This window comes from Streptomyces sp. NRRL S-1813 (genome assembly GCF_000719605.1).
Lineage (GTDB): Bacteria > Actinomycetota > Actinomycetes > Streptomycetales > Streptomycetaceae > Streptomyces > Streptomyces decoyicus.
Genome location: NZ_JOHB01000001.1, coordinates 962699 through 974427 on the forward strand (window position 1 = coordinate 962699; position 11729 = coordinate 974427).

At 71.5% G+C, this 11729-nt stretch carries 12 protein-coding genes; 9 read left to right on the top strand and 3 right to left on the bottom strand.

Annotated features, from left to right (window positions below):
- Nucleotides 1-49 precede the first annotated feature (49 nt).
- Together IF67_RS0104380 and IF67_RS0104385 are read right to left on the bottom strand one after the other, a co-directional pair.
- Nucleotides 50-529, bottom strand: coding sequence for a DUF3515 domain-containing protein (locus IF67_RS0104380; RefSeq protein WP_037838658.1), 480 nt, complete (start codon nt 527-529; stop codon nt 50-52).
- Nucleotides 530-550: 21 nt separating this feature from the next.
- On the bottom strand, nt 551-784 hold the full coding sequence (locus IF67_RS0104385) for an Lrp/AsnC ligand binding domain-containing protein (protein ID WP_030982260.1): 234 nt from the start codon (nt 782-784) through the stop codon (nt 551-553).
- 158 nt (nt 785-942) lie between these two features.
- Here IF67_RS0104385 and IF67_RS0104390 point away from each other — a divergent pair, with 158 nt between their 5' ends.
- Both IF67_RS0104390 and thiD read left to right on the top strand, forming a co-directional pair.
- Nucleotides 943-1911, top strand: a complete 969-nt coding sequence (locus IF67_RS0104390) for a thiamine-phosphate kinase (protein WP_030982262.1) — start codon at nt 943-945, stop codon at nt 1909-1911.
- Between the two features lie 91 nt (nt 1912-2002).
- Nucleotides 2003-2818: a bifunctional hydroxymethylpyrimidine kinase/phosphomethylpyrimidine kinase gene (gene thiD, locus IF67_RS0104395; RefSeq protein ID WP_030982263.1), complete on the top strand. Its 816-nt coding sequence runs from the start codon at nt 2003-2005 to the stop codon at nt 2816-2818.
- Between the two features lie 127 nt (nt 2819-2945).
- Here the strand turns inward: thiD and rpmB are convergent, their stop codons facing one another.
- Nucleotides 2946-3131 carry a 50S ribosomal protein L28 gene (rpmB, locus tag IF67_RS0104400; RefSeq protein WP_018087178.1) on the bottom strand — a complete coding sequence of 62 codons (186 nt, stop codon included), beginning with the start codon at nt 3129-3131 and terminating at the stop codon, nt 2946-2948.
- Nucleotides 3132-3345: 214 nt separating this feature from the next.
- On the opposite strand from rpmB, the gene IF67_RS0104405 reads away from it, so the two are divergent.
- The 7 genes from IF67_RS0104405 to rpmF all read left to right on the top strand — a co-directional run bounded on the left by IF67_RS0104405 (nt 3346) and on the right by rpmF (nt 11711).
- Nucleotides 3346-5007 (top strand): DAK2 domain-containing protein, encoded by a 1662-nt coding sequence (locus IF67_RS0104405; protein ID WP_037838775.1) that lies wholly within the window; start codon nt 3346-3348, stop codon nt 5005-5007.
- Nucleotides 5008-5083: 76 nt separating this feature from the next.
- Nucleotides 5084-8122, top strand: coding sequence for a helicase-related protein (locus tag IF67_RS0104410; RefSeq protein WP_030982266.1), 3039 nt, complete (start codon nt 5084-5086; stop codon nt 8120-8122).
- Between the two features lie 221 nt (nt 8123-8343).
- The gene (gene rsmD, locus IF67_RS0104415) at nt 8344-8943 is read left to right on the top strand and encodes a 16S rRNA (guanine(966)-N(2))-methyltransferase RsmD (protein ID WP_030982268.1); all 600 of its coding nucleotides are present in this window, start codon (nt 8344-8346) and stop codon (nt 8941-8943) included.
- 26 nt (nt 8944-8969) lie between these two features.
- A complete protein-coding gene (gene coaD, locus IF67_RS0104420; RefSeq protein WP_199812679.1) occupies nt 8970-9452 on the top strand; it encodes a pantetheine-phosphate adenylyltransferase in 483 nt (160 codons plus the stop codon).
- A gap of 127 nt (nt 9453-9579) precedes the next feature.
- Nucleotides 9580-10734, top strand: a complete 1155-nt coding sequence (locus tag IF67_RS0104425) for an ATP synthase F0 subunit B (RefSeq protein WP_030982272.1) — start codon at nt 9580-9582, stop codon at nt 10732-10734.
- A 201-nt stretch (nt 10735-10935) separates the two neighbouring features.
- Nucleotides 10936-11535, top strand: coding sequence for a YceD family protein (locus tag IF67_RS0104430; RefSeq protein ID WP_234340959.1), 600 nt, complete (start codon nt 10936-10938; stop codon nt 11533-11535).
- 2 nt (nt 11536-11537) lie between these two features.
- Nucleotides 11538-11711, top strand: a complete 174-nt coding sequence (gene rpmF, locus IF67_RS0104435; protein WP_030087884.1) for a 50S ribosomal protein L32 — start codon at nt 11538-11540, stop codon at nt 11709-11711.
- Nucleotides 11712-11729 lie beyond the last annotated feature (18 nt).

Here is an 11729-nt window from a genome sequence, read left to right on the forward strand (position 1 = left end):
GCCCCCGGCCCGTCGCCGTATGGCACCGGGCTGATCCGGGAGAGAAGCCCTAGACCCCCACGGGAACGGTCTTCTCCACGGCGCGCCCGAGATCGGTGAGCACATCGACCTCGGGCGCGTACTTCCGGGGAACGGTCACCTCGACGAAGGCCTTCCGGAGCACCGTCGTGAAGCGATAGCCGTCCTCCTGCTTCTCGAAGAGCCATTCGACGCCATTGACTTCCGCCGCGTCGGCCTTGGGGTTGTAATGTTCACTCCCGTACGTCAGGACGTCGGGCTTCGGCACCCCGCAGCGCAGTTTCACGGCAGGATCGCCCCATATGGCAGTGAAGTCGGAGACGGGCTCGGGAGTACCCCGCTTCAGCCCGTCCACGGTCTGCGGCAACTCCTTGTGGAGCGCCCGGCAGTGCCGCGCCGCCTCACCCTTGGGGGAGGGTACGGCCACGTCTTCGGAAGCGGAGCAGCTCACCGCGGCGAACAGGACCGTGAGCAGGGGGAGGGCCAGGTACCGGCGGCGCGTAGAGATCACCCGGCCGAGGATACGGGGGAGCTAAATATGGACGACCGGGCAGGTAAGGGTGCGCGTGATGCCTTCCACTTGCTGGACCTTCGCGACCACCATGCGGCCCAGCTCATCGACGGTTTCGGCTTGTGCGCGCACGATGACGTCATAGGGCCCGGTCACGTCCTCGGCCTGAAGCACACCATGGATCGTGGAGATCGTCTCAGCTACCGCCGAGGCCTTGCCGACCTCGGTCTGGATCAGGATGTAGGCCTGTACCACGGAACCTCCAGGGCGGCCACGAGGATCATGTGGGAAGAAGGGACGCCACGGTACCGCGTCACCGAGCGGAGCGGGGAGACCCGCGCGGTGAACTCGGCAAGTGCGGCACAGTCGTCAGCCACGTACGGACCGTCCGTACACATGGGAAGGGCAACAGCATGAAGGGCACCGTGGGCGAGCTGGGGGAGTTCGGGCTGATCAGGGAGCTCACCTCCCGGCTCACCACCACTCCGGCCGTACGGATCGGGCCGGGTGACGATGCCGCGGTGGTCACCGCGCCGGACCGGAGGGTGGTCGCCAGCACCGACATCCTCCTGGAGGGCCGGCACTTCAGGCGCGACTGGTCCACCGCCTACGACGTCGGCCGCAAGGCCGCCGCCCAGAACCTCGCCGACATCGCGGCGATGGGCGCGGTGCCCACCGCGATCCTGCTCGGCCTGGTCGTGCCCGCGGAGCTCCCCGCGACCTGGCCGACCGAGCTGATGGACGGGCTGCGCGACGAATGCCAGGTGGCCGGCGCCGCGGTCGTCGGCGGGGACGTCGTACGCGGTGACACCATCACCGTCGCGATCACCGCGCTCGGCGATCTGCGCAACCAGGAGCCGGTCACCCGCGCCGGTGCCCAGCCCGGCGATGTGGTCGCGGTGACCGGCTGGCTCGGCTGGTCCGCCGCCGGGCACGCCGTCCTCTCCCGCGGCTTCCGCTCGCCGCGCGCCTTCGTGGAGGCCCACCGCCGCCCCGAGCCGCCGTACCACGCGGGCCCGGCGGCCGCCGGACTCGGCGCCACCGCCATGACCGACGTCAGCGACGGACTGGTCGCCGACCTCGGGCACATCGCCGAGGCCAGCAAGGTCCGGATCGATCTGCGCTCCGCCGGTATCGACATCCCCTCGCAGATGTCCGACATCGGCACGGCCGTGGGTGTGGACCCGATGCAGTGGGTGCTCAACGGCGGCGAGGATCATGCGATCGTGGCCACTTTCCCGCCCGATGTGAAGCTGCCCGCCCGGTGGAAGGTCATCGGCGAGGTGCTCAACCCCTCCGCGCTGCCCCAGGTGACGGTGGACGGCGCCCCGTGGGCCAAGGCCGGCTGGGACCACTTCGGGGACAACGGGGACGCCGAATAGGTCCCGTACGGACCACGGACGACGCGGGTACGGGCGAAGCCGGTACGGGCGCCCGCAGGTCCGCGGGGTGCCGCCGAGTAGATTCGGCGGTATGCACATACCTCCACGCGTCCTGACCGTCGCCGGGTCCGACTCCGGCGGCGGCGCGGGCATCCAGGCCGACCTGAAGACGATGCTGGCGCTCGGCACCCACGGCATGAGCGTGCTCACCGCCGTCACCGCTCAGAACTCCCTGGGCGTACAGGGCGCGTGGGAGCTGCCGGCCGAGGCCGTACGGGCCCAGTTCCGCAGCGTCGTCGACGACATCGGCGTGCAGGCGGTGAAGACCGGGATGCTCTCCTCGGCCGAACTCGTCGAGACCGTCGCCGAACTGCTCGCCGAACTGCGGGTACCGGTGGTCGTCGACCCCGTAGGGGTCTCCAAGCACGGCGACGCACTGCTCGCCGCCACCGCCCTGGACGCGGTCCGCACCGCGCTGCTGCCGACCGCCACCGTTGCCACCCCCAACCTGGACGAGGTCGCGCAGCTGACCGGGATCCGCGTCGAGGAGGAGGCCGATATGCGCCGGGCTGCCGCCGCGGTCCTCGACTTCGGGCCACGCTGGGCGCTCATCAAGGGCGGCCATCTGACGGCCGGGCACGGGGACGGCGGCAGCGCCGTCGATCTGCTCACCGACGGCACCGAGGAGCACTGGCTGCGCGCCCCCCGCCACGACAACCGGCACACCCACGGCACCGGCTGCACCCTCGCCAGCGCGCTCGCCGCGCAGCTCGCCAAGGGGGACACCGTCCCGCAGGCCGCCGCGGCGGCGAAGGACTATGTCACCGGCGCCCTAGCGGCCGGCTTCCGGCTGGGCGCGGGCATCGGGCCCGTGGACCACGGCTGGCGCTGGCGCGACGCGCACTGACCGCAGGCACCGGGGCCCCACGGGCGCAGCGTCTGCGGCGCCCGGCCCCGGGAAAGGCAGAAGCCGGTCCACCCGAAGGTGGACCGGCTTCGCAAGCAACCGGTTGGGCTGCGCTACGGCTTAGGCGTCAGCGCGAGACCTTGCCGGCCTTGATGCACGAGGTGCAGGCGTTCAGCCGCTTCGGCGTGCGCCCGATCACTGCACGCACCGTCTGGATGTTGGGGTTCCAACGACGGTTGGTACGGCGATGCGAGTGCGAGACACTCTTGCCGAAGCCCGGCCCCTTGCCGCAGACGTCGCAGTTGGCAGCCACGGGTCACTCCAAAGACTTCAGATGCACTTACGGTGAAATCCCGACGAGCCGAGTGCATTGCCCGAACGGCACCGTCAGGAGAGGAATGGCCCGATTCTCATCGGGCAACCGGAGCAGCATACAACGACCGCTCCCGTAGAACGAAACTACCACGCGCCCCCGGGCCCCCGCCCCGGCCCTCCTGCCGGAGCGCGGCTACTGTGCGGTGCATCCCGTGACCCAGGAGGACGACGTGCCGTACCCGCTCGACGCCGCCGCGGTCCGCTCCTGGTGCGGGCTCGCGCTGGAGGCGCTCGGCCGGGAACGCGAGCGGATCGACGCGATCAACGTCTACCCGGTGGCCGACGGCGACACCGGCACCAACCTCTATCTGACACTCGAATCGGCCGCCCGCGCGGTCGAGGCCGCCTTCGACGGGCACGCCTCGGCCGGCACCGCGCCCCGCCTCGCGGACGCCATCGGGGCCATGGCGCACGGCGCCCTCATCGGGGCGCGCGGCAACTCCGGCACGATCGTGGCGCAGCTGCTGCGCGGGATGACCGAGGTGCTGGCCGCCACCGACGGCTCCGCGGACGCGCTGTGCCGGGCGCTGCGCCGGGCCGCCGCATCGACGTACGAGGCCGTCGCGCACCCCGTGGAAGGCACCGTGCTGACGGTGGCGACCGCCGCCGCCGACGCCGCGGAGCGGGCCGCGGGCGAAGCCGCCGGAGCCGCCGAGGTCGCCCGCGCCGCCCATGAGGGGGCACGGACCGCCCTCCGGGCGACCCCCGGGCAGCTCGCGGTTCTGGGTCGGGCCGGTGTCGTGGACGCCGGCGGCTGCGGGCTCGTCGCGCTGCTGGGCGCGCTCGCCGATGTGCTCTCCGGTGAGGTCTCGGCGGCGCCGGTCGCCGTACGGGCCGACGCCCCGCTTCCCGAGGCGGCCGGCTGCGAGGCCGCGGGCCGGGTGGCGGCGGCCGGCTGCGCGGAGCCGGACGGGCCCGCCTTCGAGGTGATCTATCTGCTGGAGGCCGACGACACCGCTGTGGCGCGGCTGCGGGCCCGGCTCGACGGGCTCGGTGACTCGCTGGTGGTGGGCGGCGGGGACGGTCTGTGGAACGTCCATGTCCATGTCGACGACGCGGGCGCCGCCGTGGAGGCCGGTATCGAGGCGGGCCGCCCCTACCGGATCCGTATCCAGCACTTCGGCGGTGCCCGCGCCAAGGAGCCGGAGATGACGGCGCGTGCCGTGGTCGCGGTGGTGCCCGGCGCCGGGCTCGCCGCACTGTGCGCGGAGGCCGGCGCGACCCCTGTCTCCGTACGCCCCGGAGAGCCGCCCGCCAGCGGCGAACTGGTGCAGGCGATCCGGCAGGCGCACGCCCGTGAGGTGATGCTGCTGCCGAACGACCACGACCTGCGGCACACCGCTGCGGCCGCCGCCGAACAGGCCCGCACCGAAGGCGTACGGGTCGCCCTGATCCCCACCCGCTCCGCCGTCCAGGGCATCGCGGCGCTGGCGGTGCACGAACCGGGCCGCAGCTTCGACGAGGACGTGGTCGCGATGACCGCGGCCGCGGGGGCCACCCGCTACGCCGAGCTGGCCCTCGCCGAGCGGCAGTCGTGGACGATGGCAGGCGTCTGCCAGGCCGGGGACGTCCTCGGCCTGATCGACGGGGACGTCGTGGTGATCGGCTCCGAGCTCACCGGTACCGCGATGACCGTGCTCGACCGGATGCTGTCCGCGGGCGGGGAGATGGTGACCCTGGTCCTCGGCGCGGAGGTGCCCGACGGGCTCGCCGAGCAACTGGAAGGCTATGTCCGCGAGCACCATCTCGCCGTGGACACGGTCGTCTACGACGGCGGCCAGCATGCCGCGCCGCTGCTCATCGGCGTGGAGTGAGCGCGCAGGGCCCGTGTGAGCGCGCCGGGCCGGGGAGCGGGCCACGATTGTCACAGGCGTGGTGTGCAATAGATGCGTGGCAGCGCTCGACGAACCTCTGAAGAAAATCCTCGGTGGCACCACCGCGAAGGTGCTGGCCGAGCATCTCGACCTGCAAACGGTCGGCGATCTGTTGCATCACTATCCGCGCCGCTATGCCGAGCGCGGCGAGCTGACCCGGCTCGCCGACCTCCCGCTGGACGAACATGTCACGGTCGTCGCGCAGGTCGCGGATGCCCGGGTGATGAAGTTCAACGGCGGCCGGGGACAGCGCCTCGAAGTGACGCTCACCGACGGCAGCGGCCGGCTCCGGCTGGTCTTCTTCGGCAAGGGCATTCACAAGCCCCACAAGGACCTGCTCCCGGGACGCCGCGCGATGTTCGCCGGCAAGGTGTCGGTCTTCCACCACAAACTCCAGCTCGCCCACCCCGAATACGAGCTCCTCGACGGGGACGAGCGCGGAGCCGACACGGTCAGCGCCTTCGCCAGTCAGCTCCTGCCGATCTACCCGGCCTGCCAGCAGATGGCGTCCTGGAAGATCTCCAAGGCAGTCGACGCGGTGCTGCCCAGCGCGCAGGACGCCGTCGATCCGCTGCCCGAAGCGCTCCGTGAGGGCCGGGAACTGGTCCCGCTCACCGAGGCGCTGCTCAAGATCCACCGTCCGGCCACCAAGGCCGATATCGCCGCCGCGCGGGACCGGCTGAAGTGGGACGAGGCGTTCGTCCTCCAGGTCGCACTCGCCCGGCGCCGCCTGGCCGAGACCGAACTCCCCGCGGTCGCCAGGACCTTGGTGGCGGGCGGCATCCTCGATGCCTTCGACGCCAAGCTGCCCTTCACGCTCACCGACGGCCAGCAGAAGGTCAGCCGGGAGATCTTCGACGATCTGGCGACCGAGCACCCCATGCACCGCCTCCTCCAGGGCGAGGTGGGCTCCGGCAAGGCCCAGCCGCTCGATGCGCTGGTACTGACTCCGCGCGGCTTCCGTCCCATGGGGGAGATGACCGTCGGCACCGAAGTGGTGGTGCCCAGTGGTGAGCTCGCCGTGGTGGACGGGGTCTTCCCGCAGGGCGAGCGGGAGGTGTGGCGGCTGGTGCTCTCGGACGGGAGCGTCGTCGAGTGCGATGACGAGCATCTGTGGATCGTCGGGGCCGGCGGTACGGGCGAGCAGGTACGGACGACGCGTGAGCTGCGGGGCGATCTGCTGGAGGCTGACGGCCGGCCCAAGTGGTCCATCGCGGCGGCCACGCCGGTGGATCTGGAGGGCGGTGAGGACCGGCCGCTCGATCCCTACGGGGTGGGGAGGGCGCTGGCCGACGGCAGCGGCGGCCGCCCGGCGGACCGGGTGCCGTCCGCGTACCGCAACGCCCCCCTCAAGGACCGGCTGGCCGTGGTGCAGGGGCTGATGGATGCCGGCGGGCAGCCCGCTGGGGGTGCCGCGGTGTACCGCTCGGCGGCCGGTCCGCCGGCCGGTGACCTCGCCTGGCTGGTGCGCTCGCTGGGGGGCCGTGCCGAGCTTCATCCCGTACAGGACGGCGCGTATGACGTCTCCGTGGCGCTGCCGGCCGCGTATCCGCTCTTCCGGGACAAGGTCCCCGAACCTGCGGTGACGCGTGGGGACGCCGCCGGACCGCAGGGCGGGGTCGGCTTCCGGCGCACCATCCGGGCCATCGAGTACGTCGGCCGCAAGCCCGTCCAGTGCATCAGCGTCCGGCACCCCGGCCATGCCTATGTGACCGACCACTTCACCGTCACCCACAACACCATGGTCGCGCTGCGCGCCATGCTCGGCGTGGTCGACAGCGGCGGCCAGGCCGCGATGCTGGCGCCGACCGAGGTCCTCGCCCAGCAGCACCACCGCTCGATCACGGAGATGATGGGCGAGCTGGCCGAGGGCGGGATGCTCGGCGGGGCGGAGAAGGGCACCAAGGTGGTGCTGCTGACCGGCTCCATGGGCGCCGCCGCCCGTCGGCAGGCGCTGCTCGACCTGGTCACCGGCGAGGCCGGGATCGTCGTCGGCACCCACGCCCTGATCGAGGACAAGGTGCAGTTCCACGACCTGGGCCTGGTCGTCGTCGACGAACAGCACCGCTTCGGCGTCGAGCAGCGGGACGCGCTGCGCGGCAAGGGCAAGCAGCCGCCGCATCTCCTGGTCATGACGGCCACCCCCATTCCGCGTACGGTCGCCATGACCGTCTTCGGCGATCTGGAGACCTCCGTCCTGGACCAACTCCCCGCCGGACGCTCGCCGATCGCCACCCATGTGGTGCCCGCCAAGGACAAGCCGCACTTCCTCGCGCGCGCCTGGGAGCGGGTCCGCGAAGAGGTGACGGCCGGCCATCAGGGCTATGTGGTGTGCCCGCGGATCGGCGACGAGGAGGAGGCGCCCAAGGGGGCGAAGAAAGCGGCGGGCTCCAAGGGCGCGGCGGCCAAGGAGAGTTCACCGGAGGACGCCGAGGAGAAGCGGCCGCCGCTCGCGGTCCTCGACATCGCCGAGCAGCTCGCCCAGGGACCGCTCGACGGGCTGCGGGTGGCGGTGCTCCATGGCCGGATGGCGCCGGACGACAAGGACGATGTGATGCGCCGGTTCGCCGCGGGCGAGCTGGATGTGCTGGTCGCGACGACGGTCATCGAGGTCGGGGTGAACGTCCCGAACGCCACCGCCATGGTGATCATGGACGCCGACCGCTTCGGTGTCTCCCAGCTCCACCAGCTGCGCGGCCGGGTCGGCCGTGGCACGGCGCCCGGCCTGTGCCTGCTGGTCAGCGAGATGCCCGAGGCCAGCCCGGCGCGCGCCCGGCTCGCCGCCGTGGCCGGCACCCTCGACGGCTTCGAACTCTCCCGTATCGACCTGGAACAGCGGCGCGAGGGCGATGTCCTCGGCCAGGCGCAGTCCGGCGTCCGCTCCTCGCTGCGGATGCTCGCGGTCATCGACGACGAGGAGGTGATCGCGGCCGCCCGCGAGGAGGCCACCGCGCTGGTCGCCGCCGATCCCGAGCTGACCGGCTTCCCCGAGCTGCGGATCGCCCTGTCCGCCCTGCTGGACGAGGAACGGGAGCAGTATCTGGACAAGGGGTGAGCGCGGGCCGAGGCTCCGGCCGGGCGCGGCCGGCGGGCGTCCGGCCGCGCGCCACGGTGCCGGGCCGCCCGCCGCCACGTGAGATCGATCACCGCTCCGTGCGCTCCCGGGGAGCCCCGGCCGGACCCGGGGCCTCGGCCGACGGAATATCGTGGAGGAGCGGCGGAGCCTGCCCGGCTCCTGCCCACCACATCGACCACGCGCAACGTAAGGACGGGCCCATGACCCGCGTGATCGCCGGTACGGCCGGCGGCCGCCGCCTGGCCGTGCCACCGGGAAACGGCACCCGCCCGACCTCCGACCGAGCGCGCGAAGGCATGTTCTCCACCTGGGAGTCGCTCGACGGGCCGCTGCCCGGTGCCCGGGTGCTCGATCTGTACGGCGGATCCGGCGCGGTCGGCCTGGAGGCGCTCTCCCGCGGCGCCGCCCACGTCCTGCTGGTCGAGGCCGACGCCCGCGCCGTGCGCACCATCCGGGACAACGTCCGTGCGGTCGGCCTCCCGGGCGTCGAGGTCCGGGCCGGCAAGGCCGAGCAGACCGCTGCCGCGGCGGCCCCGGGCGAGCCCTACGACATCGTCTTCCTGGACCCGCCCTACGCGGTCACCGACGCGGAACTCCGCGAGATCCTGCTCACACTCCGTGGTCAGGGGTGGCTTGCGGACGACGCACTCGTCACCGTGGAGCGCAGCACCCGAGGCGGCACATTCCCATGGCCGGACGGTTTTGAAGCGATCAAGGCCCGTCGCTACGGCGAGGGGACGCTTTGGTACGGTCGCGCCGCTTCGACGTCTGCCGAATCGACGTCAGTAAGCGTGTCATGACCGGATCGGAGAGCGAGGAACCCGAGTTGCGCCGCGCCGTCTGTCCGGGGTCGTTCGACCCCATCACCAACGGGCACCTGGACATCATCGCCCGTGCCTCCAAGCTGTACGACGTCGTCCACGTCGCCGTGATGATCAACCAGTCCAAGCAGGGGCTGTTCACGGTCGACGAGCGGATGGAGCTGATCCGCCGGGCCACCGCCGAGTACGGAAACGTGGAGGTCGAGTCCTTCCACGGCCTGCTCGTCGACTTCTGCAAGCAGCGCGACATCCCTGCGATCGTCAAGGGGCTGCGAGCTGTCAGCGACTTCGACTACGAGTTGCAGATGGCCCAGATGAACAACGGCCTGTCCGGAGTGGAGACCCTCTTCGTCCCCACCAACCCCACCTACAGCTTCCTCTCCTCCAGCCTCGTGAAGGAGGTTGCCGCCTGGGGCGGTGATGTCTCCCATCTGGTGCCGCCGTTCGTCCTGGAGGCCCTCACCGAGCGCCTGCGGAAGAAGGGCTGACACCGCACCGGGCGCACCGTCCCGATGCCTGACTGATGGGGCGTCAGTTGGTGTCGGGCGAAGGGCCCGTGGACGTACAGTCGTCCCGTTCCGTCGTTCCAACCCCTCAGAGAGTGGCGAGTCCAAGGTGGACGTGCAGAAGAAGCTCGACGACATCGTCGCGACCGTCGGCGGTGCCCGGTCCATGCCCATGTCGGCATCGTGCGTGGTCAACCGCGCCGAGCTGCTCGCCATGCTGGAGGAGGTGCGCGCGGCGCTCCCGGGCTCCCTCGCGCAGGCGCAGGAGCTGCTCGGCGGGCGGGAGCAGATGGTCGAGCAGGCGCGGGCCGAGGCGGAACGGATCATCGAGACCGCGCACGCCCAGCGCGGGTCGCTGATCTCCGACACCGAGGTCGCCCGGCAGTCCCAGGACGAGGCGGACCGGATCCTCGCGGAGGCCCGCCGGGAGGCCGAGGAGATCCGGGCCGAGGCCGACGACTATGTCGACAGCAAGCTCGCCAACTTCGAGGTCGTGCTCACCAAGACCATCGGATCCGTCGACCGCGGCCGCGAGAAGCTGCTCGGCCGCGGCCCCGGGCTCGACGACCAGGGATACCCGGACGAGGACGGCACCGAGGCCCCGGAGCGCAGCGCCGACCCGGAGACCCTCCGGCGTCGCGCCGACGCGTATGTGGACGCCAAGTTCGGGGCGTTCCAGGCCGTGCTGACCAAGACGCTCGAAGCGGTCGGCCGGGGCCGTGACAAGCTCCAGGGCGCCCAGGCGATCGACGAGCTGGGAGCCCACCTGGCGGCGCAGGGCGATCCGCAGTCCGGGCACCAGGCCGACGCCGAGTATCTGGCCGGTCTGGCGGGCATCGGCGCCGATCAGGCGCCGCAGCCGCCCCAGGCGCCCCCGATGCCTCAGGCGTCGCCCCCCATGCCCCAGGCGCAACCCCAGCCCCAGGAGCTCCAGCAGCCCCTCCAGCCCCAGTTTCAGGACCAGGGCTACTACACCGACCCGGCGGCCTACCAGCAGCAGAACGTCTACGGTTATCAGCAGCCGCAGGAGGTCCCCTACGCCCAGCATCAGGACCCGTACGGCTACGACTGGCAGCAGCAGGCCCAGCAGCAGGGCTACGACCCGAACGCCCATCTCCAGCAGCAGATGCCCCAGCAGCAGGTGCCCCAGCAGCCCCGGCACGGCCACCCCGCGCAGCCCGGCGCCCTGGACGAGACCAGCCTCTTCGACACCAGCATGATCGACCTGGACCAGCTCCGGGCCTACGAGGAGGGGCGCCAGTAGGCGGCCTTGCCTGCGGTCCGGGGGAGAGGCCGGGAGCGGATTGGGCCTATCGGGGCCCGTCCAGTATCCTGGCTCTTCGGTCGCGCGTATCTCCGCGATCTCTGCTGCCCGAATCCTCTACAGCAGGAACACGGACGGCACGGAAAACCCCGTAGAAAGCAGGAAGCCATCAACGCCCGCCTCGACCACCGTTCCCCTCTCGTGTTCGACACGCGCGAGCTGGGCCGGCGTCCCGGTGCGCTGAAGAGGGCATCCCGCTCCGCCGAGGCCCCCCGGGACCTCGGCAATGAGGTCATCGGTGTGCCCGAGGGCGCACCGGTCGAGCTCGACCTCCGCCTGGAATCGGTCATGGACGGGGTGCTTGTCACAGGCACCGCCCGTGCAACCGTCAAGGGGGAGTGCGTAAGGTGTCTGGAGCCGCTGGAGCGAGAGCTCGACGCGGATTTCCAGGAGATGTTCTCCTACCCCGACGCCGATGCCCGGGTCCGCGAGTCGGACGCCGGCGACGACGCCGAGGACGAGGAGGACACCCTCTTCCTCGAGGACGACTTGTTCGACCTCGAACCCGTGCTGCGAGACGCGGTGGTGCTTGCACTGCCGATGCAGCCGGTGTGCCAGGACGACTGTCCGGGTCTGTGCTCCGAATGCGGAGTGCGGCTCGCGGACGACCCGGACCACCACCACGACGCCGTCGACATCCGTTGGGCGGCATTGCAGGGACTCGCCGGGACCGTCAAGGACGGCGAGAAGGACAACATGGGCGGCGCCGAAGCGGGCGTCGACGAGAAGCAGGAGAAGTAGCCGTGGCTGTTCCGAAGCGGAAGATGTCGCGCAGCAACACGCGCCACCGCCGGTCGCAGTGGAAGGCTGCGGTCCCCACCCTGGTGGCATGCGCTAGCTGCCACGAGCCGAAGCTCCAGCACATCGCGTGCCCGAGCTGCGGCACCTACAACAAGCGCCAGGTCCTCGAGGTCTGAGCGGCTGGTGACAGGCTT

Coding starts and splice junctions, on each gene's coding strand:
- rsmD (WP_030982268.1), top strand. CDS start 8,344: ATGACCCGCGTGATCGCCGGTACGGCCGGCGGCCGCCGCCTGGCCGTG.
- IF67_RS0104390 (WP_030982262.1), top strand. CDS start 943: ATGAAGGGCACCGTGGGCGAGCTGGGGGAGTTCGGGCTGATCAGGGAG.
- thiD (WP_030982263.1), top strand. CDS start 2,003: ATGCACATACCTCCACGCGTCCTGACCGTCGCCGGGTCCGACTCCGGC.